This is a genomic window from Bacteroides sp. AM16-24 (genome assembly GCF_003471885.1).
Classification (GTDB): Bacteria; Bacteroidota; Bacteroidia; order Bacteroidales; family Bacteroidaceae; genus Bacteroides.
Genome location: NZ_QRKI01000023.1, coordinates 38197 through 62732 on the forward strand (window position 1 = coordinate 38197; position 24536 = coordinate 62732).

A 24536-nucleotide genomic window follows, 5' to 3' on the forward strand; every position below is an offset into this window, starting at 1 on the left:
TGCAAATCAGTGGTTGAAACTGATTCGTATTATTCATTAAAATCGGGTACACGTACTGTAAAGCGTGTACCTTTTCCTAATTCAGAAGATACGTTTATCTCCCCTCTGAAACGCTCTACAATGGTTTGGCAGATACTTAGTCCCAGACCAGCACCCTGCGTAAAGCTATCCACTTTATAGAAACGCTCAAATATGCGTCGCTGGTTTTCTTCCGAAATACCGCTTCCGGTGTCTTCTACAAAGAAGACCGTATAACCCGGTTCTTCCGTAAAGAAACCGAAGGTTATAGAACCTTGAGTCGTAAATTTCTTGGCATTGTTAATGAAGTTATTGATCACCTGTTTCAGGCGGACAGAATCCGTTACTATGGATTTACTTTCTTCGGGCAATTTCATGACCAGCTCTACACCCGGAGGCATACTCAGACGCTGAGAATCATAGATCTGCTGCATTACAAACGTAAGGTTGTATCCGGCAAAACGGAAGTCCATTGAACCGGACTCAATGCGAGACAGATCAAGAATGTCATTAATCAATGCCAACAATAAAGTACAGTTCGTATTGATTGTATCTACAAACTGTTTTACTTCTTCAGGACTGAATGCATCAATATCTTTCAGTAAATCGGAGAAACCGACAATAGAATTCAATGGAGTACGAATTTCATGACTCATATTGGCCAGGAAAGCCGATTTCAGAGTATCAGCCTGCAAAGCTTTGTCACGGGCTGCAATCAATTCTTCTTCGGTAGTTTTATAGCGCTGTATACTTTGACAAACACCCAATACCATATAAGGCGCCTCAGAATCCAGACCGTTATAAGAGGCACTACGGAATTCCCACCATTCATATTTACCTTCTCCGCTACGCATACGGAAACTCATACGGGTATCCATTTCCTCACCTTTGAAAATGGCCGTGAAATGTCGGTGAGCCTCTTCCAAATCATCCGCATGGATAAAAAGCTCCAATTCTTTCCGCAAGATAGTCTGCTTGCCGGGAAGCCCGAAGTAATCGAGCAATGCACCCGAGAAGTGGAAACTATGCGTGCGTATGTCATATTGCCAGGGATATACGGAACTTGCATCCACAGCCAGATCGAAAAAACGCTTATGCATTTCTTCCTCCGAAATATTGCGGCAACAAATAGCCATACCTGTCATCTTATTCTTGGAGTAAATCGGTACAATCTCACCAGAAACCGGAAAATAAGTTCCTTTATGAACTTCCTGCATAAAAGCCTTCTCCGGAATAGGTATTACACGACGCTCAGCTCTCACCTGTTTCAGTAAAGACTGTAGAATATCCTCCCCATTCGAATAGATATGGAAAATGGAACCAGCCATCTGACCTTCGTAATAACGTGCCGTATGAGTATCAGGATCCAGTTCGAGCATCAACATCAGAGCACGATTAACAAAATGTATACGGAAATCCGTATCATAAGTAATTAACCCATCGCGAATAGAACAGAAAATATTATCAAATTCATCACGCTGCTCCACCAGACGATTCTGTATCAGTAAACGTGTTTGAGCATGCATACGACGACGTGATTCATGGCGATTCAAACGATAGAGCCAGATTACGAGGAAAACTAATGCACCTACAATAATAGAATAGAACAGTACGAACCAGATGCGGTAACGTTCCATCAAAGGTGCATTCATGATAACACCACTATCACTTACTTTATCCGCATTTACTCTGAAATATTCCAACTGCTTGAAGTCGTAAAGCATTTTACCCGGAAGATCCATAACTCCGATTACAGAAGGTGTGGCACCTTGCAAAACTTGTGCAGCACATTTACCTGCTGCACTGGCCCCTTCATAAGGCTCCATATCGTGCACACAAAATACGCCGTTTGTCAAAGCCAGACTCTGTCCGGCAAAAACCGGAGCTTTAGAATTTTTTCCAATAAAAGAGAGGAAAGGGGTCCATTTGGGAGCAATGACAATACGGTTATATGCGTTATAATCATAACAGATAGAAGCGATAACAGGATTGGGAGCCTGTGCCTGCACATTCATGACCTTCAACTTATACTCAGGATGAAGTTTTTGATAAACAGGCCACATACGTTCTAATTCAGAAACACCTCTAAGCCCCAAAAGGCTACTGTCTGAAACACAAACGACTTCTGTTCGATTAGGAAATATACGATGTGCATTTTCAAGCAAGTGTATGAAATCGATCTTAGATGTATACCCGCAGACATTGGGCAACTTCGACATCAGTTTTTCATTAGGATATTTAATACCCGATACAACAACCGGTAACTTATAAGGCAGGGAATCTCCACAATGCATCAAAGTATAGAAAGCTTCATCACTGCTTGTAACAATAATATCGGTATTTCGTTGACGGGCCCGTTCGCAAATGCGCCGCATAATGACACACTCTGATGAAAAAGTCCAGTAATCGGCATCCAAATATTCTGTTGTAACTTTCGCTTTTATACCTCCACGTGACAGACCATCACGTACCCCTTCCGTCAAACGTTCATTCCAGGGAGTACGATGATTATATGACTGGATGAAAAGCACGTTGTATGTACGTTCTGCAGCATAAAAGTGTCCGGCAAAAACAATGCAAGGAAACAGGCCTATCAGCATCACGAGGAATAAGCGTCTCTTCATATCTCGATTTTCTTCTGTTTATGAATAAATGTGCTATGAATTTTCCACGCAAATATACGGATTATATTGAAATACAGAACAGAATGCACCTTTTCTTTTACCTTATGCAAAAGAAAAGGTGCACCATATAGAAGAAAATCTGACTATTCGTCGTGCAAGGCATCCGCCGGTTTCACCCGCATCGCCTGTGCAGCAGGGAACCAGATACCGGCAATTACCATCAAGGTCATAAGAAAGAAAGTGAATAATGAGACTAACACAAAGCGAAGTCCGGTAGCGTCAGCCTGTTCCGTCATTACAGCTTCCGCCATAACCAGATTACCACAAATAATCAAAGCCGGAATAGCTGCCAGTATCAACAATAACAAACCTTCTCCCAACAATTGGGAACGTATTCTGGAACGACTGCTTCCCATCGCCATACGCAAAGCAATTTCACTACGGCGATGGCGGGTACGGAACCAGAAAGTCCCCATCAACCCGATAAAAACATTGAAGCTAAAGAATATAGCAATAAGCCGTGCACTGCGAATATACGGAGTAATCCCTTCGGATGCATCACGCTCCGCTTTCTGTTCATCATAGCTACGGACTTCAAACAGATAGAACGGTGCAACCTGCAACCGTGAAGTCATTTCACGGGAGAAGCGGGTAGCAAAATCATTCGTATCAGCTTCGGGGCGCACGCGAATGGAAATAAAAGGAATAGCTTGCATTCTGTAAAACCAATTCGGAAGAGGGGTTAAAATGAAAGATTCATAGCGGGCATAATCATCTGTCTTCTGATGGTCGCATACGGCAGTCACCCGGTAACGGAGACTGCTACCTGTATAATAATCGAAAAATTCCTTCCCCAATACTCCGTTATGAGCGTGAAAAAGGCTGTCAGCCAGCTCTAATGTAATGACAGCGGGCAATGGAGTGACAGCAGGATTCCACTCGGCTGAAGCAAATGACAGCGAAGAGCCGGAAGTACTTTCAAAGGCATTCATATCAGCAGAAAACATTCCTGTGCCTTCTTGTATTGGAATACGCATTACATCAAAGTATTCAGGAGATACATAACGAATATTAGCATCCTTCACACTTATGCTATCTGTGGTGTATCCCTGAAATACAGTGTTTCGAGTATAAGCATCAGAACCAAGCCAGATACTAGCACTCTCCACATCCGGATTTTGTTTGATCCGGCGGAATACTTCCTCCATAGGCTTAAACCAGAAATTTTGCAAACTATCTTCGGAAGAACAAAGTACCAACTGCATGGGGTTCGTGGATATACTGACTTTATATACATGTTCCAAATCATACCCTTTAGGCTGACGTTCTGCATAAGCAAAAGCATAGAGCATATCAAGACAATACCATAACAATACGAAAACAATCAGAAGTTCTGCAAAGAGCCAACTGTTCGAACGGCGCTGGTTCCAGATTTGGGTCAGGATAGACTTTATCATAATGGTTTCTCTTTAGTTTTTAAACAATTATTCTCCACTGATAACTTCTGCTATCGGACGGCGAGTAGCATTCCATGCCGGAATAAATACGGACAGAAAATTAAAAAGCAGGCATACGCCCAATACCGTCAGAAATACGGTGGGTCGTAGGAAAAGCCAGATACTTACCTCGAAGTTCGTATCGGTATATCCACCTGCGAGCATCCAATCTTTCCCCAACCATAACAGCAGGCATGAAAGCAGAAATCCCAGCAATGCACCAATGAATGCCATCAGCAAGTTCTCAATTAGCAGCTGTGTCATCAAGGTCAGACGACTTGCACCATAAGCTTTACGCACCGCAAGTTCCGACAGACGACGAGACATTTGAGAGGAGATAAGTCCACTAACATTGATTGCCGGCACAATGAGTAGGATAAGCCCCAAAATGATACAGGTAGCCATAGGGTTAAGGAAATCATCACGGAAGAACTGGCGCTCAGCATAGGTGCTCAAATCAGGAAGTACCAATTCATATTCGGTAAGTGATGCATTCAGACTATCCAGCGAACTCTCTATCTGTTGTTTCATTTCATTGGGACTGACATCTGGTTTACACAACACCATCGCTTCAAAACCACCACGTAATCCTTCACTTCCCCATGCAGGGTCTTTAGTATAGTAAGGCACCCACACCTCGCCATAAGCAAAGGTGAAAAGAGAACTTACATCTTCCGTAACCCCTACTACACGTTTGGGACGAAAATCAACAAAATAACTCTTGCCAATAGCTTCTTCAGCCGAACCGAAAGCTTCGCGTGCCAACCGCTCGGCAATGACTACAACATCTGCACAAGCATCAAACTCTTGTTGATCGAACGAACGACCTGCTACGAAACGAATATCATAAAGACGCCAGAAGTTCAGATCGACACGACGCTTCTGGCGGCGACAACCTTTCTCCGGTGAAACCCCACAATACTCCATGGTGAAATAACTGGTATAAGTAACAAGTTCCGCACCAGGCAAATTTTCAAAAACACGGCTGGCAGCCTGATAAGACATACCCGTGTTCGCATTACTATGATCTGCCTTACGATAACTATAGCCATAAGAAGAATAAACCATCCGATCACGATGCGATTCGGGACGAATATTGGCAGTCTGAATGTCATAAACCATGTAGACTACCATAGCAAAAGCAATACTTACCGCCGTACCGATAATGGAAACGACGCTGAAAAACGGATTTTGTCGCAAAAGTGTAAATGCCTGTCTGATTATCATAGTTCTATTTTTTCTGATAAAACAATACTATTCGTCATGAAGTGCCTCAGCAGGTTGTAACCGCATGGCCTTGTAAGCCGGATACCAAATGCCGACAACAATCATCAATGCCATAAGCAACCACGTAAACACAGCCGCAATCAAGAAGCGCTCAAATGTAAACTGCATCTTGCTGATGTCTACCAACTCGGCAATACCCACATTGAAAGCAATCAGCAGAGCAGGAACGGCAGCGACCGATAATAGCAACAACCCCTCACCCATCAGGCGTAAGAACACACCTCGACGACTGGATCCCATTGCCATACGCAACGCCACTTCACGGCACCGGTGCTGTGTACGAAACCAGAAAGTACCGATAACCCCCAGAAATATATTCAGCATCAGGAAGAAGAGGATGCAAAGTTGTGTCTTCACCTCATTCACATCTTCAAGTTCCCGGACGTAGCGAATGTCACTGAAAGGAAGCGCATCAAGCAAGTAAACATTGCCTACCCGATAAAGACGGTCCACATCCTCCATAAGCGCATCCACAAAGTCATGGTCCGCATCGGGTGAAACGCGCAGGCTGACCTGGGCATAACGCACATTGCCCAAATCATTGATAAGGGCATCCCTATTTAGATTATGACCGATAAATGCTCCACCCCACTCATTTGATGTTTCAAAATGAGAACTGCGCACAGGGGCGGCAATGGCGGCAATACGCCGATGATAACCACGGTCGGGATAAGTCAAAGAAACTTCCTTGTTCAGCAAAGAACGGGCATCGGACATATTCAGTTGGGGATACCTGTCGGTGACATTGGAAGTAACAACTAAAGTTTGGTCGGAAATAGCAGCAGCGAGTTTATCCGGACCACCACCATCAACAGTGTGGTAACGAAAAACGCGATAGAAATCCGGATCGGACCAAATCTGATGAGCAGTGACACAGATAGTATCCTGTAAATAAAAAAATGCTCCACTACTCCCCTCATTATATGGGTAACAATTCTGTGAAACAGTAACACCCTCCACGCCGGGACGGTGACGTAAACGTTCAGCAATCTCAAGCAGGGCATCCACATCGTCTTCGGCTGTAAAAGCCGGATTATATAATGCAGATTTGGGAGTCAGGCTATTAAAAGACAAATTGTAGCAATGCTCTGTATCGAACCCCATCGGAGTATGATAAACACGTGCAGTAACCGTAACCCAGTCAACGATATACCACAACACAGCGAAAACCAACAATAACTCCACGAGCAGGAAAAGGTTGCTCCGCCATTCATTCTTTATTTGTGTTAGCAGGTTCTTCATATCTATCTTTGATTAATAGCATCAGTAATATTCATCCGGGAAGCACGCCATGCAGGAATACCTGCGGAAAGTATGTTCATCAGGAGACAGAATGCAAATGCTGCAATAAATGCCCACGGTGACAGCAACATCCCCGGTGTCAATGCAGTCTCACCACTCAGAGAAGCATTCATCGAATTGCTGAAAAGAAAACCGTTCAGCGCAAAAGTAGCAACGTAGCTTAAAGCCAAACCAACGATACCTGCCAGCAACGTCAACACCAGATTCTCAAAAAAGACTTGCCGCATCAATTCACCGCCCGTAGCACCGAAAGCCTTGCGTACCCCAATTTCAGCCATACGGCGACGCATACGCGAAAGGGTCATGCCGGACAGGTTAACCGCCGGAACAAGAAGTAATATGATGACAACAATAGCATAGCGCAACATCACTCCCGGGACATCAGGTTCTGCATACCAGCGGCGATAAAGATAAGCCAGTTGCGTATCGGGCTGACCGCGATAAAAGACTTCTACATCCTGCAACCCGTCATTATACTTTTTGCGCAGCAGCTCAGTTTCCTCACGAATGGCATCGAAGTCCGCAGACGAGCGTGCAAGGATAATAGCATGCATAGGCCCCATCGTGTCATTCTGCCAGGACATAGCTTCTGCGCCCGCAGCAGTATAAGGCACCCATATCTGTGCATAAGCAGCCGTAGCAAGCATAGAGACATCAGCAACCACTCCGGCAACGGTATAATCAACATAATCCAGTTGCACTGTACGTCCCACAGCATCCGTAGTGCCAAACAGCCTGCGGGCTGTAGTAGCATCCAGCACCGCACGCGTTAATCCGGCATCACAGTCAGCCTTGGTAAACGCCTTGCCACTCAGAAAATGAAAACTGAAAATTGTCCAGAATGCTTCGTCGGTTTGCACCATATCCGCCGTCGCTTTCGATCCGGAAGGGACAGAAGCACGAACTCTATAGACACCACTGGCCAAAGTTACAGCTTCGGGCATACTCAATGCGCGGAAACACTCTCTCCCGGTGCGCACAGACATGGAAGCATTGGCGGACTCATTGTCTGATTTGCCTTTTTGCTTTACAGACATATAAGGAACATAAAGTGTACGCGAGCGATTCACTTCAGGTTCACAATCCACGAGTCGCACCTGAAAAGTAATAACAAGCACCATAATCATGCAGATTGCCATTGCCGTACCTAATATGGACACCCAGGTAATGATTGGGTTCTCGCGCAAATGGTAAAATGCCTGAAGAAAGTAGAGTCGTATCATAATATTTCGTTTTATCTTAAAAACTTATTCGTCATGCAAGGCTTCAGCCGGCTGTACCTTCATTGCCTTACGTGCCGGAATACCGATACCGATGGCAATCATCAACGCCATCAATACAAAACTAATACCTGCGCAGAGCAATAATCTGTCCCACTCCAGCGTCGTACCGTTACGCCATGAATTCAGTTCCATGTGCGCCAGATTCCAGTCAATGACCAGTGCAATAGGCGTAACAACCGCCAGCAACAACAAGCCTTCACTGAGCAGTCGGCGGAAAATAGCACGGTCCGTTGCCCCATGTGCTTTATGCAATGCAATCTCCGAACGGCGTTGCTGCGTACGGAACCAGAATGTTCCAAGCAGTCCGAGGAAGATGTTCAGCAGCAGAAATCCCATACCCATCACGTAGTTACGGATATCATTTGTCCATGCTTGCTGGAAGTTGCGGCGTATATCGTGGAACGAGCGAATCTCCGAAATAAAGAGGTTGCCTATACGGAACTGGCTTTCACTGTCCTCCTTCAATTTTGTAATGAAATTGTTATCCTGCCCCTCGCGGACGCGGACACAGAGTTCCAAATCTGCATAATAGAAAGACTGTTTGGCCAGGAAGCAATACGAAGAACGAGCCTGGTCGTAGTCATGATAGCGTACATTCTGCAAGGCAGCTCCCAGTTGATACGTCTTGGTCGTATCACCGAAAAGCTGGAAACGTTTGCCTACAAACTCCGTCAACTTACGGTCGTACTTTCTATAAAGATTATCAGAAGCAAGAAATTCACCGCGTTCCAGCATCTCCGCCAATTGTTCGGGCGTTTCACCCTGCGTGCCCTGATAGCGGAAGACACGCACAAAGTCTGGAGTAACCATTCTACGGATGGTCCAGCCGGGTGACTGGAGCGTATCATAACGTACCAGGTCGGTACTATTGCTTCCATTATAAGGATAGGAGTTTTGCGAAAGACTGACAGCCTCCACCTCCGGCCGGCGGCGCAAGCGTTCCAGCAGTTCGGTGATATCCGCATGAGTATCATCCCTGGTCTTATTAGGCGTATAATCAGGACTCTTGGGTGTCAGTTCTCCCAATTCAATGAGATAGCAGTGCTCTATGTTGAAGCCTCGCGGTTCCAGGTAAGTGGCAGCACGGGTATAGAGGTAGTCCACCACATACCACATCACTACGCTCACCACCAGCAGCTCCAACGCCAACCATAGGTTTGAGAGCCATTCATTTTTTATCTGTGTAAGAAGTTTCTTAGTCATTTCTTTCAGTGATTAATGTTTAGTGATGAGTGATTAATGCAGGCGTCCGCCCAATGCATTTACAATTCCTACTCTCGATGCACGCCATGCCGGAATACCGGAACTCAATAAGTTCAGTATAAAACAGAACAACAATGCCCAGCCAAAGGTGGAGGCATGCAGCAATATGCTGGTATCCACTGCCGGAGGGCTTAGAGTCTGACTGAACTCCTGCGCAAACAATAATGTATTACCTAAATAAGCAAATGCCACACTGAACAATAGTCCCAGTACACCAGCCATCAGGGTCACTACAAAATTCTCGGCAATGATTTGTCCCATCAGTTCCAACCGTGTACTGCCGAATGCACGTCGCACGCCTATTTCGGCCACACGCTGACGAAGGCGGCTCTGCGTCATACTACTTAGATTGATAGCAGGCACTATCAGCAGGATAACAAAGATTATCAGTCTCTGCCTGCGTGCCTGATCCACGTCCGGTTCCAGATTGGCAGCAAAGGCTATTGCACTTTTCTCCTGATCGTACGGGCGGTTACGGTAAATCAACTCGTAGCCATCGGCGCCAATCAACACATTATACTCCTGTCTGCGCCTCTCGGCTTCCTCACGGATCGCATCGAAGTCATCGCGGTCGTGTGCTAGGATGGTACAACTCATCATGCCCATGTGGTCATCACTCCATGTATCCTTTGTTATCTCTGTTGAAGTATAAGGCACCCATACTTGTCCATACGCAGATGTGGCCAACGTAGAAACATCTTGCACTATTCCCACCACCTTATAAGGTGCATGATTTAGCAGGAACTCACGTCCTTCAACATCCGTACTTTGAAACAGTTTCTTTGCCACACTTTCCGTAATAACCGCCACCGGTAGCCCAGCATCGAACGTTGCCTTATCATAAGGCTTCCCGCCGATAAACGAGAAATCGAACACACGCCAGAAAATATCATCCGTCTGCAACAGGTCGATACCTATGGAAGGTTGTCCCGGAAGGTTGACCGGAGTGGAGATTACCATACAAGTATAAATAGTCACTGCCTCAGGTGTCTTCAGCGTCTGGAAACACTCTCGTGCAGTCTTTGCGCTCATAGGGCCGTTACTGCTTCCGCCACCCCAATTTTGATTTGTAATACTCATATAGTGCGCATGCAGAAAGCGGTCACGATTACTTTCGGGAGCAAAAGGCGCCACTTTTACTTGCTGCATCATCACCACCAACATAATGAGGAAGATGGCAAGTGCCGTACCGGCTATGCTGACAGCACTGATTATCGGCTGTTGGCGTAGTTGCGCCCACGCTTGCGTAAAATATTGTTTAATCATATCATTTACTTACGGTTTATAATGACAATAGTCACTCTCCTACTTTCAGGTTACGTGTATTCACACCACCGATGCCTCCTTTTGAAATGTCGGCTTGCCCCGCACGTCCGCTCAGCGTAACGCTGCCTACACCTTCCATACTGGCACGCAAACGGTCACAATTCACATGGATATCCGCCTTGCCCACGCCTTCCATCTTCACTACCAATGAATTGCACGTCAGGTCTTCCACATTTACTTTGCCCACGCCTTCTATTTCAAACTTCACATCGCTCAGTTTCAACGCTTCATTGCAATTGAATGAGCCGACACCACTGAATTCCACGTTCTTCAGGTCGGGAGCGGTCAGGTAGATAGTCACACCTTTGTTGCGGTTGTTGTTGCCATCCTTCTTATTCTTGAAGCCGATGATGAGACGGTCGTTCTTCACTTCGGTAGTCGTGGTAGTCACATATTCTTCCCTGCCTTCTATTTTCAGAGAGTAGTTGTTGCTCTGCGTGAAGTACACTGTCGCTACGGACGTCACCTCAACGGAGGAGAAAGCCTCAACTTTACGAATTTCGCTAACCTGCGGGTCTTTTTCGTTAGCTGCATATACTGTGCCGGCTACTGCGGCAAATAATAAACTCAGGGTTATAAATAAAGCTCTCATAGAATTTTCTCCTTTAATTTCGTTTCTATTAATATTTGATATTTATTCATTACAATAAAATAAGATTCCGATTCAGGCCGTCATTGAACCTAATTCAGTCCGACACTGAATAGGGTTCACTCGTATACTGAATAGGATTCAGTCGTATACTGATTATAGCACACCTTATCATCACTGATTATCAAGTAATTGCAAAACGAGGTAGCTATAGTAAATAAGACTGACGAATCTGCAAATTTCCGTTCTTTATACAAACACTTTTTATTCTTCATGCAGCGCTTCAGCCGGCTGTATCTTCATCGCCTGCCGTGCCGGAAACCAAATACCGATCGTCACCATCAATGCTATCAGTAGCCATGCTCCCAAAGAACCGAGCAGAAAGCGCAGAAAACTCCACTCTACAGGCCATGTGGAAATCAGTTCCGACCGTCCGACGGTAAACTCCGCTATACCTATATTATAGCAAATAATCATTGCGGGCAACGTCACCAGTGCAAGCAGCAACAGTCCCTCGCCTGTCAGGAGGCGGAATACCTGATTCTTTGTGCTACCCATAGCCAAGCGCAAAGCTATCTCACCACGGCGGCGACGGGTACGGAACCAAAACGTTCCGATCAATCCCAAGAATACATTTACCAACAGGAAAAGCACTACAATTGCCTGACTGTTCACCTTGTCCGTATCTCCGTTCATGACTTCAAATTGTAACTGTTGTTCGGTATAAGGCACGGCATCAGCCACAAACAAATCGTCTACATCCAGCCGTGGTGCAATCTCACGAATAAACTTCGCACGGTAGTCCGAGCCATCGGCAACAGCTTTCACACGAAAAACGATTTGCGCCCAATTGTCGGCAAACCGCGTTTTAATCAGGTTTTCGTCCAGACGAAAGAAAAACCACGAGGCATCGCTTCCGTAACGATAGCTGCGGAAGGCTTCTATCTTTCCGCCTTGCGTAACGACCGACGTGGTATCGCCATAGTAACTCAGCGGTGTATCCAGTGAGAAGGTCGGCATTCTCTTCTTGAAACGGTCCACAGCTGCCTGGCTCAGCATCACGTTGTTCTCCCCCGCAGGAGTCTTGGCAAAGGGGCGTTGCGGGTCGTCACTCATGCGGAAGACGTCAATATATCCGCCGGTAGTCAGGATAATGCGTGCATTCACTCCGATGGTGTCCTGCGCGGCCAGTGAGTTGCCGCTGTTGTTTCCGCTCATCGGCAGGCTCCAATAACACAGGGCAGCCGCCTCAACGCTGGGTTCCTGCTCCAATTTCCGCAATGCACGCAAGTATCTGTCGGCATTCGTCAAGGTGGTGTCACTGGTGACACCTCCTATAATTGTGTTTAGCTGGTAAACGTGGTCTATGCTATAGCCCAAAGGGCGGTAGAAAGTATACTTGAGACAGCCCAGAGAATCGCAAAGGAACCACATCACGATGAATACCAGGAAGAGTTCAGCCAACACCCATCCATTACTGCGCAGGCGCGACCAAATCATGTGTAAATTATGTAATATAAATTTCATAAGATCTCCTTTTCTTATTTATCGTTCAATGAGTCCACAATCGTGCGGCGAGTGGCAAGCCAGGCAGGCAGTCCTGCACTCAGCAGATTTATCAACAGGCAAAAGACAAAGGCCAGCACAAACACCGCCGGACTAAACAATGCACCCATACTCAGACTGAAATCGCCCGCCGTACCAATGTTATCGCTGTTGGTAAACAACCACGTACGCATGGCGTAAACAGCAAGGTAGCTGAATATCAAACCTACCACACCTCCTATCAATGTCAATACCAGATTTTCATTCAATATCTGACGGACAAGTGTACCATCCGTAGCTCCAAAAGCTTTGCGCACACCCAACTCACTGACACGTTGTTGCATGCGGCTATTACTCAGCCCGCACAGATTGAGCGAGGGTACCAGCAGGATAATGAACAAGGCAATTCCATATTGCAGATAAAGCATCGGCAAGTTGGGTCCTATATTAGACCATACGTGGTTTACGTGTGCTACAATATTATCGGGTTGCTCCATAATGTCTATCTGCCTCTGCTCCAAACCAGCATTGACGTCTTTCACCCGTTTCTCGACTCCTTGTTTGATAGCAGGGAAATCATCAGGAGTACGCGCCAATACGGCAATAGTTCTGGTTCCGCTATAGCTCCACCAACCTGTTACGTCCAGTTCACCCGGATGGTACATACTCCACACCTGTGCATAAGCATCTTTGGCAGTGACAGAAATATCTTTCACGACTCCGATGATGCGTACTACCTCCCTATTCAGCAACATCTGCCGTCCCGCAGCCTCCGTCGTTCCAAACAGCTTACGGGCAACAGAAGCGGAAATAACCACTGACTGCATATCTCCTCCCCGTTCCGCCTCCGTGAAACTTCTTCCATCAAGAAACTGTAGTTTGAAGATTTTCCAGAAATCGAGATCAGTACTCATGGCATCCACTTTCAAACGGTTGTTCCCATCAGTCAGAGATACCAGCGCCACATCTGCCGTACTGAAAGCCGTACAGGCTTCCACTTCCGGAAGCGGCTGTATACACTCCTTCATAAATGCAGCCGAAGGCTTGCCAAAGTTGTTCCAATCCTTATTCTCCTTTCCCTGTACATGCATAGCAGAGAAATAAAGACAACGGCTCCGGTTCACTTCCGGTTCCAGATCGGCATATTTCGTTTGCCAGGTAATCACGATAGCCATAATCATGGTAATGGCGAAAGCCGTACCCAGTATGGATATAGTGCTCAATAATGGATTCTGCTTCAGAATCGTAAAGGCCTGACGAATAGTTTGCATCATTATATCCTTCCTTTCATTCCTTCATTTTTTCATTTGCCCCGTCATTCCACCTGGCGACCATCGAAGAAGCGTACCGTGCGACTTGTCTGTTTTGCCTGTTCTTCATTGTGGGTTACCATCACGATGGTACGTCCGTCCTCCTTATTCAACTGATGCAGTAGTTCCATTACTTCAGCACCCATCTTAGAGTCCAGGTTACCGGTCGGCTCATCGGCGAGGATTATCTCCGGATTACCAATAATGGCACGGGCCACAGCCACACGCTGGCACTGACCACCGGAGAGTTGTGTCGGCATGTGACGCATACGGTGACTCAAACCTACCTTTGCCAGCACTTCTTCTGCCAAACGGCGGCGTTCTTTTGCGGACACCTTTCTATATAATAAAGGAAGTTCTACATTATCGAGCACATTCAATGAGTTAATCAAGTGGAAAGACTGGAATACAAAACCCAATTTCTTGTTACGGAAAGCAGCCAGTTCCTTATCTTTCATGCCATCCGTACGGGTACCGTCGATCTCAATAATACCACTTGTAGGGGCATCCAGCAAGCCTATAATATTCAGCAACGTAGATTTTCCGCAACCGGAAGGTCCCATAATACTGAGGAACTCACCTTTCTCTACTTCAAGGTTTACATTTTCCAATGCCACGGTTTCAATCTCATTCGTACGATAAATCTTGTTTATCTCAGTCAATTTAATCATAATGGTAAGTATTTAATTGTTATTAATTGATTCAATTCGCTATTTATTTGTTCTTCACATATATTAATCAAATGATATGCCAAAAAAGACACATACTCATTATCAGCCAATTAAGTTCACAAGCATGTGTCCGAAAATGAACACCCTGTTCGTTTTCAATTGTCCGCTTCTGTCCTATTCATCACGCAAAGCCTCAGCAGGCAATATCTTCGCTGCCCGGGTGACGGGTGCATAAGTACCCAATAAAGCAATTATGAGCAATACCACATAAGCCAGCAGGCTGACAATAAAGAAATGCGTATACGGCTGATTTTGCCAGTAATCGGGGTTTCCATCCATAGTAGGATTGGCAAAACCGGATGCATAGACACGGTGTATTGTCAATGGCAGGGAAACAATAAATGCCACCGTCACCAGCAGCCATGCCTCCGTAAGGAACTGATTGCAGATTCCTTTCCGGGTAGCTCCCATACTTCGCATCAGCCCGATGTCTTGTCTCCGTGCATTGCAACGTATCCAGAACGTGCCCACCATACCGAGGAACACGCACAGCAAGGCAAATCCCGCCAATGAATATTGCAGGCGCAAGGTATTCGTCACCCCACTCTCATTTTCATATTGACGACGAATATCAGCGAAGCGTCCCAACTTCGTGAAATAGAAATTACCGACGTTGAGTTGTGGAACCACTTCCGCCTTGAAGCGCTTCTCAAAAGCAGCAACATCCACATTCTGCTTTAACCGGAAAGTGACCATATACATCCGTTGAATCCAGTTATGGTTTGGAATCTTGCCATTCACCTGTATCAACAGGTTACCCGGCTGTTCATTAATCCGATGTTTATAGTCCTGCAACACCCCCATCACCTCATGGAAAGTACTGTCGCCATATCGCACCCTCTTGCCCACTGCATCTGCAGTGCCAAAAAGCTCCTTTGCCATACGTTCGGATACAAACACTCCCTCACGGGCGGCACAGTCTTCGGGCAAAGACATGATCTGCCCGTTCTTGGCATCTTTCATGCCGAATGTACGGAATACATCGCCACCCTCTGCCTGCACAAACTGGTAATACTGCGAATGCACCTTCAGTGTATCATTGAAGTATTGTCCGCCATTCCACGAATTACAATTTGGGAAACTAGCATTAGTCACCAAGGCAAAACTTTCCACTTCGGGACAATTCTTTACCAAGCGGGTAATGCGATAAAGATTTTCCTGCCTGATGGCAACACTATCTTGTGTCTGGTCAAATTTACCATGCAGTTCATCATAATAATCCATATAAAGCGCGTATGCTCGTTCTTCATCATAACCGGGGTCAAGGGCAAGATTGGAAGTCAGCACATAGATAGGATCAATTACCGTCCAGAGGAAAAAGCTCACGATGACTAATTCCACAAATATCCACCCATTTTGCCGGCGCTGATTCCATAACTGGTGTCTTATTATCTTTATCATAGCATCTTAACGTTTAGAGTTCAACGATTGAATAATGTTGCGGCGCAATGCCCATATTGCAGGAATAAGTGCAGAAATGAGGTTCAACAGCACACAAAGTCCGAATGCCGTACAGAAAACCATCGGATTAAATAGCATCTCAAACGAGAGGAAAGGCGTCTTCCCGGCATCCGTATAACTGTCGAACAGGGTCAGTATCCAATCGCTTGCCGTCAGCACTATCAGATAAGAAATTAGCAAGCCAAGCAAACCACCGATACAGGTGAGCAGAAGATTCTCCCACAACACTTGCCTTATGAGGCTTCCGTTGGTAGCACCGTATGTTTTGCGTACTCCCAACTCGGAAAGGCGTTCGTCCATGCGCGAAGACATCATGCCGCTCAGGTTCATGGCAGGGATGAAAAGCAGAGCAAGCAACATATAAAGATATCCCCTCAACTCGGATGCCAGGTCAGGGGCTCCGCAAGAATTTACACGGAATGTGCTGGCCCAGTAGTCATCGGGTTGTCCCATAAGGTCATTCATATATTTAGGAGCAGCAAGATTAAATTTCCGAAAAACCTCACGCACTTCTTCCTTCAAAGCTTCTTTGTCGGTAGCAGTGGGAGCCGTCATATATATATCCGCACTACCAACCAACTTTTCGGAATTGTCCGAATTAATCCAAGAGTTAAGCGTTATTGGTATCCACAAATCTCCTACGGTAGAAGGCGTAGCGGCAGAAACATCCTCTACCACACCGCAAACCCGGTATTCCTGCGCATCCATCTTAAAGCGTCTGCCCACCACATCATCTGCAGCAAACAGCCTCCTTGCCAGACTTACCGGAACTACCACTTCCCTGCGTTTCGCATCGATATCCGCTTGTGTGAAAGGCTTTCCATACAGAAAACGAAAGGTAAAGACCTGCCAAAATCCTGCATCGGCATAAAGCGGAGTAATGCCAATAGGCTCATTATTGTCAGGAACTTCCACGTAATATTCTCGATAGCTGCCTGATGCGGCACCGATAGCGTCCAAGTGCGGCAATTCTTGTAACATTTTCACCACATCGTAACTGACGCTGGAGCAATTCCAACTCTTATCATCATCCTTAGGATAAGATTTCATCATTTTCAATACGATCATCCGATTGCGATTATATTCGGGATATATAGGCGCAAACTTCACATAAAAGATGATGAACATTGTCATGACAAGAGCTATTGAAAGCCCTGTACCCACCACATAGATGCCGGTAAAGAGACGATGCTGCTTTATCAGCGTCCAAGCTTGTTTCAGATAAAGTTTAATCATAATATTGTGTTTTATTTATTCATCACGTAATGCTTCTGTCGGTGGAATACGACCAATCTTACGAGCAGGAATATAGATCCCGATCAATACCACCGCCAACAGAATAAAGAAAACTATGAACGACACGATAAGAAAATGCTGCGTGAAATCCGTAACCCAACATTCATTAATAATCTGCCTCCAATTGTTCCCCCTCTCCAGTCCTTCTTTGACAGCATATTGCAAATAAAGCAAGCAGCCCGTCAGTGCAGCTACAAACGTCAACACCGCTCCTTCACCCATCAACAAGCGGACAATATATCCCGGCGTACCGCCAAAGGAAAGCATCACTCCCACTTCTTCGCGGCGAGTACGTGTCTGTAACCAAAAAGTACCGATAACACCCAAGCAAAGATTAATTAAAAAGAATGCCGCCATTGCCAGATTACGCCGATACATCGGCGTAACATCATAAGACTCATTTTTCGTTATCAATGCTTCATAAGACCGGACGTTACGAGCAAAAAGATTACCGGCCCGCAACTCTTTCACCATCCACGGTTGAAAATCATGCAAGAAACGCTTCATACTCACATTCTCTTTCAGACAAAGCAATATCCGCATATCATCGTAAGCATCTTCCATATCGATAGATATCAAAGGACGAAAAATGACAGGAGCCGGACGGGAATCACTGGTTGCCTTAAAGTTTCCCACTACACCAATAACCGGCGAATAAATTGTATCATTCCCCTCTCTGGACCAACAACGCTTATTACCCGCATTTTTAGTGTGGAACAAATGTTCAGCCGTATTTTCAGTCATTACGATGTCATTTTCCGTATAGTCATAGTCCGATAATTCGGTCGGTGTCCTGCCTCGTCCGGAACGAAAACCATAAGTTTCGAAGAAATTCGTATGAGGTATAAATTCCATAATCATTACCGGCAAATCCAATGTGTCACCTTCCGCACGAATAGATGTATTGGCATTCCCCGTAGAATTGGGATAAGCGAAACCCAATACCGGAGTAGCCGATTCTACGCCGGGATAGTCCTTAACCAGTCGCGTCAGATTGAAGTAAGATTTCATAATCATGGCCGAATCCTCAGCCTCTTCATCATAACCGGGCGCTTGTGGCTGCAAGGTACTGAGAGTAACAAGACAAAGGCGGTCGGTGTCATAGCCTAAAGGAATACTGCGGTCATACGTCGTCACGATAACCGGGTCAAGGATAATCCACGTAACAATACTGACCAGAATCAATTCCGCCAGTAACCAGCCATTACGGCGACGGCGTGCCCACAGGTTCTTTAATATAAGTTTCAGCATATTCTTTATCTTTTTTCATTCAATGAATACACAATCGGCTTCCGCAGTGCATACCATGCCGGAATCAATGCTGATAATAAATTCAGCAAGATACAGAACAAAAGAGCAACAACAAATACCGCCGGGGCAAACAGCACCTCACCGGAAACCAGCACATTCACTCCTTCCGGAACCGGTTCGGCCCAGTCTTCCAATATCATAAATACCCACTCACGACAAGTATACAGGGCGAACCACGCCAACAATAATCCCAATACACCACCCAACAATGTCAATAAGAGGTTCTCCCACATCACTTGTGAAAGTAATCCGCCACGGTCGGCACCGAATGACTTACGCACTCCCATCTCCGACAAGCGGCTTTCCATACGACTCGCTATCATTCCGCTCAAATTCAAGGCAGGAACCAGCAGGAGCACCAGCAATATTAAAAGGAGATAACGTATCTGTGCCCATGCACCGGTTGTCATACTAGGATAAGGTTTAAACAATCGCTGCAAATGGGAAGTAGGTTGCTCCCAAAGATTCACCTGCCATTCATCCGCATGCAACAGATTTTCCTTACGGACAATTTCCTGAATTTCGGCACGCAACGCTTCGGCTTGCGCATCGTCCTTTACAAGAAAAGTAACACCAAATGCACCTAAATAAGGTATTCCATAATTGGAGTCACGATATTTAGGAATTACACTATAAGGAATATAGACTTGAGCGTATGAATCCGAAGTCAGATAACTTGCACTACGCACAACACCACAAACGCGATAATTGACATAATCCAAACTGAATGAGCGTCCCACCACACCTTCGGCCGTGTCAAACAGACGACGAGCCAATTCTTCTGTTATGACAGCCGTACAGATACCGCTTTCAAGGTCGGACGTAGTAAAAGGCTTACCTTCCGAAAAATTAAATGGATAGATGCGAAAGAAATTCGGGTCAACCAACTTTAAACTTACTGTAAAATCCCCACTGCGGTCGACCGGTTGAATATAATTGTCATCTGACCTGTTATTCATGAACCCCGAAACAACCTCAGCATTCTTCAACGGATAAAACCACTCTTGTAATGCCTGATAAGAAACGGCCCATTGAAAAGTCTGTTTATTCTGCTCCGTTCCTTTTTGAAAGCTTGCAGAAGTCAGATAAAGCGTTTGCATGCGATTCACCTCCGGATAAACCGGAGCTACTTTAACGTAGTAAATCACAGCAACAATCATGGTCATAGCAATAGCCAGCCCTGTACCGACTATATAAAGGGTACTGAAAAGCGGATTCTGCTTCAACAAGACCCATGCTTGCTTCAAATAGATTTTTACCATCCCTGAATATATTAAGTTATTTGTCTACTCGTGATGCAATGCTTCCGCCGGTTGCTCTTTCATAATCCAGCGTGCCGGCACCGCAATGCCCAATACAATCATCATTGCGAGAGTTCCCAATGAAATAGCAAAATCTACAATCCAGCGACCTGCCGTATAAGGAACTTTAGTACTCAATAAATCCATGTGATGGAAATTGAACACGATAATAATGATAGGAATCAACGCCAGTAACAGAATTAATAATCCCTCCGTATTGAGCCAGAATACAACCCGCCCCTTCGACGCACCGACAGCCATACGCAATCCCGTTTCCGAACGGCGTGCCTGTGTACGCATCCAGAAAGTCCCGGTAACGCCGAAAAACACATTCAGCAACAAGAAGGCGACAATGAGTTGTACCATTTGCCAATCCGTTATCACATAATCTATACGATCGGCACGCATTTCTTTAAAACCTGTTACAGCATTTACATAGATATTGCCGGACGTCAACCGTTCACCCAAAGAAGCAAGCCATTCTTCCATCTCAGTCTGTGTCATGTCACGCTTCATGCGTAGCGAATATTCCAATGAAGAAGGACGATACCACTCGAAAAGCTCCTCCATCGTAGAACCGGAAGCTTTGATATAAAACGTGGGAGTAGCCGGTTCAAAATCATTCTCACGAATAGTAGGGACAACAGCCAGTACAGGCGTCCCGTCCAATTCGCCGGTATTTACCAACCGCCCGCGCGGTTCCTTCCCACCGAAAAATTTCTGCGCTACCTTCTCCGTCAGGATAACCTCATCTTTTGCCGGATTTTCCAGTTCGCGGATATGTTTTCCATTCACGTCATGAATGCCGAAAACTTCAAAGAAACCGACATCACCCAGTTGGCGGTGCAAAGATTCCGAATAAGCATTGACGCTATCCGCACCTGCCGGTTCAACGCTCGTCCACGAATTTCCCTGACTGTAGGGGCAACTGTAAAAGCTGCATCCCACAGCCTCCACCTCACCGGTATTCATCAGTCGTCGAGTCAATTCCGTGATACGTTCCCAACATTTGGCTCCACGCTCGTCCTCGCCTGTATAACCTTCGTTATCAGATTCCATTTCCTCCAGATGAAGCCGCCAGCAACGATCGATGTTATAACCTAAAGGCTCATTATAAAGAGTGTATTTACTATACCCGCCATCCGTAATCATAAAGACAGCCAGTAAAACCAATGCCAGTTCGGCAAATATCCAGCCATTCTGTTTGCGCTGGTTCCATATCAGAGTGATAAGATGACGTATCATGGTTTATTCTTGATTGTTCAACGATTTGACAATGTTATACTTTCCGGCACGCCAGGCAGGAATGCCGGCACATAGCAGGTTCAGCAGGAAGATGAAAAGCAAAGTCACCAGAAATGTTTCCGGACGTATCAGCATCTCCGCGTTGAATTCCGTACCTGACGGAAAGAAGATATCACGTGTCAGTAACAAGACACCGATGGAGAACATCAGTCCGAATATACCACCGATGAAAGTAATTATGAGATTCTCATCGAGGACCTGACGGAAAACATTACCTGCACTCGCTCCAAACGCTTTACGAACACCTATCTCTGCACGCCGTTTACGAAAGTTAGCCAGTGTAATGCCAATCATATTGAGCGCCGGAAGCAGCAATAGGAAAAACATGAAACTGCCTTGTTGCAAAACCCAATTGCTATAGGGAATTTCATTAACAAAACCGCTATTATTGGTAACCAACAGATCCAGATTAGTCATCGGTCCGTTAAAGAAACTGACAGCATATTCCGACGTATTCGTATTCAGTTGTTTGGTAACCTTATCCACCTCTGCACGGATAGCGGTAAAATCATCAGTGTCATGTGCCAGCATCACAACATTAAAAGGACCTACCAGCCCCTCATACACATTGGCAGCCGTCTCCATAGCAGCACTCGAATTATAGGGCAACCATACATCCGAATAGGCGTAACGGGCAGTACGAGGTACATCTTTCACCACACCACATACCGTGTATTCTGTCCGATTAACAAGTAATCTCTGTCCCTTTACCTCCGTCTTACCGAAGAGGCGGCGTGCCAGTTTCTCACTGATAACTGCCTTACGAATGCCACTTTCATTGTCTTCGCATGTAAAAGGAGCGCCATTCAGAAATGTGTAATCGAATATTTTCCAAAAACGTTCGTCTGTATAGGTAGCCCGGTATTTTGTAAAGGTACGTTTGGCAACGGAACTAACGGATACCGTGTTACGGGTATAGCCACTCACCTCCTGCGGAGTTTTCAGATTATAGAAAAGCTCACGTACCACACGTTTTCCCATTCCTCCATTATTCCAGTTCCCATCATTACTTTTCATGAAAGAACGGGTTGCAATTATGTGCAACATACGACTACGCTCTGTCTCCGGTGCATACTCTGCCAGGCGCACCTGTATCACAAGAATAATCATCATTACAGCAGTTATAGCCAATGCTGTTCCGGCAATAGAAAGTCCGCTAACCAACGGATTTTCTTTCAGCAGACTCCACGCTTGCTTCAAATATATCCTCAACATATCTTTCTTATTTTCAAGCTATAAGTTACAAGCCACGAGTTGCTGCAACCCTCACCCCAAAAGGTACTTGTAACTCGTAGCTTGTAGCTAATTCAACTTCAGTTTATTCTTATTTTTATACTGGCTCATGTCGCTCACCACCACCTGGTCACCCGGCTGCAAGCCACTGATAACTTCAACAAACTCAAAGTTGCTATCACCCAGTTGCACTTTACGTTTCACGATTTCTTTATCAGAGTCACACACAAAGAGATCATACTCGCCACGTCCTACATAATAAGAAGCATTGGCGATACGCATCACATCTTCTTTCACGGCATTCATCACATATACATCCGTCTTCAATCCCGAACGCAAACGACGGTTATTATCCTCATTCAGTTGTACAGTGAAAGAAATCACTCCGTTTTTTGACAACGGCGTCACACTGCTGACCGTACCTTCCAGTTTCTCACTGCCAATCTTCACAATCGCTTTGCCACCGGCGGCCACACGGTCACCATACGTATCTGCTATTTCACCTTCCACCTTGAAATGGCTAAGATCAGAAATCACGGCAAGCTGGCTTCCCTGAGAAACCTGTGCACCGATTTGGTTATTAATATAGGTAAGGATAGCTTTGCGCGGAGAACGAACCTGTGCATCATCCAGCGTTCGCTTCATCTCGGCAAGGCCTTTGCGGAAGATGCTAAAATCCAACTCCTGAACTTTATATTCGGCAGCAAGCACTTCTTTCTCATTATCATATTGTTGTTTCAGCTGTTCGTATTCCAACTGGGCTACGTTATAGCTAAGTTCTGCCTGGCGCACTTTATCCGTAGTTCCCGAACCCAGGCTATCAAGATATTGCTCATTACGCAACTCCACTTTCTTGCGATTCAACTGCATGGCGGAAACCTTAATCTTCATAGACAGGTCGTTCAGTTTGGTCTGGTTGTTCACGCGCAACTGATCCAATTTGTAGCTGCGCATCTGCTCTTCGTCTAACAATTTTTTATAGTCTGTCTCTACACTTTGCAAGTCAAGTTTCAAGATCGGCGTACCTACATCCACACTATCTCCACCTTTCTTATATATCTCGACGATACGGGTATTGATAGGAGAATTGATAATCTCTTCGAAAGCCGGCACCACTTTTCCGGATGCACTTACACTGACTTCGATTGTGCCTTTATCTACTGTGGAAAGTACCAGGTCTTTTGTTTTCACTCCCGTACGCATCAATGAAATGAGTACGCTGATAACGACTATACTTGCCACGCCGATGCCTCCGTAACGGATAATTTTCTTGTTGCGTTCTTTGTTACGCACTGCTTTTGGTATTTCTCTGTCCATGTTGAATATTGAGTTATTTATTATTTTATCAGTTTTCAGCCTTCGCCCGCTTTCAAAAACGAACAGGCATATTATTCACATTATTTATATATACTAAATGCGTGCCAAAAACGTAAATAGCTGAAAACAAGAAGATAGAGAAAAAAGAAGGGTGTCCGATATCGAACACCCTGTACATTTTCGGATAAATCAATAAGCCTTTGAATGGCAACGAAGCAAGCTAATTTCAAAGATACTAAAAGCTAATTTCGAAGATACTAGAAACTAATATCGGAGTGCCTACAAACTAATATCACGGATACTAAAAACTATTCTTACCACAAATATTTTTCTTTCTTACAACAGATATAAAAGTATCATACAATAATTATATAAGTTTCTTACAACAGATATTGTAAGAATAATAATTAGGAAATTAATTATTAGTTGGATGCGGTACGGAGATTAATAATTAGTGGAATAGAATCTAATCCGTAGCAAGTAGAGTAATCATACTATTTTCCGCCACGACAATTTTATCGGCTGTCTTTCAGCCGAT

At 45.3% G+C, this 24536-nt stretch carries 18 protein-coding genes; all 18 read right to left on the reverse strand.

The window, feature by feature from the left end; all coding sequences use genetic code 11:
• Positions 1-29: 29 nt before the first annotated feature.
• The 18 genes from DW182_RS20105 to DW182_RS20190 all read right to left on the reverse strand — a co-directional run bounded on the left by DW182_RS20105 (position 30) and on the right by DW182_RS20190 (position 23998).
• Positions 30-2642, reverse strand: a complete 2613-nt coding sequence (locus DW182_RS20105; RefSeq protein ID WP_118296604.1) for a HAMP domain-containing sensor histidine kinase — start codon at positions 2640-2642, stop codon at positions 30-32.
• 143 nt (positions 2643-2785) lie between these two features.
• Positions 2786-4099, reverse strand: coding sequence for an ABC transporter permease (locus DW182_RS20110; RefSeq protein WP_118296605.1), 1314 nt, complete (start codon positions 4097-4099; stop codon positions 2786-2788).
• Positions 4100-4126: 27 nt separating this feature from the next.
• The gene (locus tag DW182_RS20115; protein ID WP_115502725.1) at positions 4127-5365 is read right to left on the reverse strand and encodes an ABC transporter permease; all 1239 of its coding nucleotides are present in this window, start codon (positions 5363-5365) and stop codon (positions 4127-4129) included.
• A gap of 27 nt (positions 5366-5392) precedes the next feature.
• Positions 5393-6667 carry an ABC transporter permease gene (locus DW182_RS20120; RefSeq protein WP_118296606.1) on the reverse strand — a complete coding sequence of 425 codons (1275 nt, stop codon included), beginning with the start codon at positions 6665-6667 and terminating at the stop codon, positions 5393-5395.
• 2 nt (positions 6668-6669) lie between these two features.
• Entirely contained in the window at positions 6670-7950 is a 1281-nt protein-coding gene (locus DW182_RS20125; RefSeq protein ID WP_118296607.1) for an ABC transporter permease, read from the reverse strand.
• 24 nt (positions 7951-7974) lie between these two features.
• On the reverse strand, positions 7975-9213 hold the full coding sequence (locus DW182_RS20130; RefSeq protein ID WP_118296608.1) for an ABC transporter permease: 1239 nt from the start codon (positions 9211-9213) through the stop codon (positions 7975-7977).
• Between the two features lie 33 nt (positions 9214-9246).
• Complete coding sequence (locus DW182_RS20135; RefSeq protein ID WP_118296609.1) at positions 9247-10539, reverse strand: ABC transporter permease; 1293 nt, start codon at positions 10537-10539, stop codon at positions 9247-9249.
• 31 nt (positions 10540-10570) lie between these two features.
• Positions 10571-11191: a GIN domain-containing protein gene (locus tag DW182_RS20140; protein ID WP_118296610.1), complete on the reverse strand. Its 621-nt coding sequence runs from the start codon at positions 11189-11191 to the stop codon at positions 10571-10573.
• A 261-nt stretch (positions 11192-11452) separates the two neighbouring features.
• A complete protein-coding gene (locus DW182_RS20145) occupies positions 11453-12715 on the reverse strand; it encodes an FtsX-like permease family protein (protein WP_118296611.1) in 1263 nt (420 codons plus the stop codon).
• A 14-nt stretch (positions 12716-12729) separates the two neighbouring features.
• Positions 12730-14004, reverse strand: a complete 1275-nt coding sequence (locus tag DW182_RS20150) for an ABC transporter permease (RefSeq protein ID WP_199678633.1) — start codon at positions 14002-14004, stop codon at positions 12730-12732.
• Between the two features lie 44 nt (positions 14005-14048).
• Positions 14049-14714 (reverse strand): ABC transporter ATP-binding protein, encoded by a 666-nt coding sequence (locus tag DW182_RS20155; protein ID WP_007664733.1) that lies wholly within the window; start codon positions 14712-14714, stop codon positions 14049-14051.
• A 174-nt stretch (positions 14715-14888) separates the two neighbouring features.
• On the reverse strand, positions 14889-16175 hold the full coding sequence (locus DW182_RS20160; RefSeq protein ID WP_118296613.1) for an ABC transporter permease: 1287 nt from the start codon (positions 16173-16175) through the stop codon (positions 14889-14891).
• 6 nt (positions 16176-16181) lie between these two features.
• On the reverse strand, positions 16182-17471 hold the full coding sequence (locus DW182_RS20165) for an ABC transporter permease (protein ID WP_118296614.1): 1290 nt from the start codon (positions 17469-17471) through the stop codon (positions 16182-16184).
• 15 nt (positions 17472-17486) lie between these two features.
• Positions 17487-18782, reverse strand: coding sequence for an ABC transporter permease (locus tag DW182_RS20170; RefSeq protein ID WP_118296615.1), 1296 nt, complete (start codon positions 18780-18782; stop codon positions 17487-17489).
• A gap of 5 nt (positions 18783-18787) precedes the next feature.
• Complete coding sequence (locus DW182_RS20175) at positions 18788-20104, reverse strand: ABC transporter permease (RefSeq protein WP_007664738.1); 1317 nt, start codon at positions 20102-20104, stop codon at positions 18788-18790.
• A 24-nt stretch (positions 20105-20128) separates the two neighbouring features.
• Positions 20129-21388 (reverse strand): ABC transporter permease, encoded by a 1260-nt coding sequence (locus tag DW182_RS20180; RefSeq protein WP_118296616.1) that lies wholly within the window; start codon positions 21386-21388, stop codon positions 20129-20131.
• Positions 21389-21391: 3 nt separating this feature from the next.
• Entirely contained in the window at positions 21392-22663 is a 1272-nt protein-coding gene (locus DW182_RS20185) for an ABC transporter permease (protein ID WP_007664742.1), read from the reverse strand.
• A gap of 87 nt (positions 22664-22750) precedes the next feature.
• The gene (locus tag DW182_RS20190) at positions 22751-23998 is read right to left on the reverse strand and encodes an efflux RND transporter periplasmic adaptor subunit (protein WP_118296617.1); all 1248 of its coding nucleotides are present in this window, start codon (positions 23996-23998) and stop codon (positions 22751-22753) included.
• Positions 23999-24536: the final 538 nt, after the last annotated feature.

What these genes read in the sequence shown, in the direction of transcription:
- DW182_RS20105 (WP_118296604.1), bottom strand. Translation starts at nt 2,642, where the DNA reads ATGAAGAGACGCTTATTCCTCGTGATGCTGATAGGCCTGTTTCCTTGC.
- DW182_RS20110 (WP_118296605.1), bottom strand. Translation starts at nt 4,099, where the DNA reads ATGATAAAGTCTATCCTGACCCAAATCTGGAACCAGCGCCGTTCGAAC.
- DW182_RS20115 (WP_115502725.1), bottom strand. Translation starts at nt 5,365, where the DNA reads ATGATAATCAGACAGGCATTTACACTTTTGCGACAAAATCCGTTTTTC.
- DW182_RS20120 (WP_118296606.1), bottom strand. Translation starts at nt 6,667, where the DNA reads ATGAAGAACCTGCTAACACAAATAAAGAATGAATGGCGGAGCAACCTT.
- DW182_RS20125 (WP_118296607.1), bottom strand. Translation starts at nt 7,950, where the DNA reads ATGATACGACTCTACTTTCTTCAGGCATTTTACCATTTGCGCGAGAAC.
- DW182_RS20130 (WP_118296608.1), bottom strand. Translation starts at nt 9,213, where the DNA reads ATGACTAAGAAACTTCTTACACAGATAAAAAATGAATGGCTCTCAAAC.
- DW182_RS20135 (WP_118296609.1), bottom strand. Translation starts at nt 10,539, where the DNA reads ATGATTAAACAATATTTTACGCAAGCGTGGGCGCAACTACGCCAACAG.
- DW182_RS20140 (WP_118296610.1), bottom strand. Translation starts at nt 11,191, where the DNA reads ATGAGAGCTTTATTTATAACCCTGAGTTTATTATTTGCCGCAGTAGCC.
- DW182_RS20145 (WP_118296611.1), bottom strand. Translation starts at nt 12,715, where the DNA reads ATGAAATTTATATTACATAATTTACACATGATTTGGTCGCGCCTGCGC.
- DW182_RS20150 (WP_199678633.1), bottom strand. Translation starts at nt 14,004, where the DNA reads ATGCAAACTATTCGTCAGGCCTTTACGATTCTGAAGCAGAATCCATTA.
- DW182_RS20155 (WP_007664733.1), bottom strand. Translation starts at nt 14,714, where the DNA reads ATGATTAAATTGACTGAGATAAACAAGATTTATCGTACGAATGAGATT.
- DW182_RS20160 (WP_118296613.1), bottom strand. Translation starts at nt 16,175, where the DNA reads ATGATAAAGATAATAAGACACCAGTTATGGAATCAGCGCCGGCAAAAT.
- DW182_RS20165 (WP_118296614.1), bottom strand. Translation starts at nt 17,471, where the DNA reads ATGATTAAACTTTATCTGAAACAAGCTTGGACGCTGATAAAGCAGCAT.
- DW182_RS20170 (WP_118296615.1), bottom strand. Translation starts at nt 18,782, where the DNA reads ATGCTGAAACTTATATTAAAGAACCTGTGGGCACGCCGTCGCCGTAAT.
- DW182_RS20175 (WP_007664738.1), bottom strand. Translation starts at nt 20,104, where the DNA reads ATGGTAAAAATCTATTTGAAGCAAGCATGGGTCTTGTTGAAGCAGAAT.
- DW182_RS20180 (WP_118296616.1), bottom strand. Translation starts at nt 21,388, where the DNA reads ATGATACGTCATCTTATCACTCTGATATGGAACCAGCGCAAACAGAAT.
- DW182_RS20185 (WP_007664742.1), bottom strand. Translation starts at nt 22,663, where the DNA reads ATGTTGAGGATATATTTGAAGCAAGCGTGGAGTCTGCTGAAAGAAAAT.
- DW182_RS20190 (WP_118296617.1), bottom strand. Translation starts at nt 23,998, where the DNA reads ATGGACAGAGAAATACCAAAAGCAGTGCGTAACAAAGAACGCAACAAG.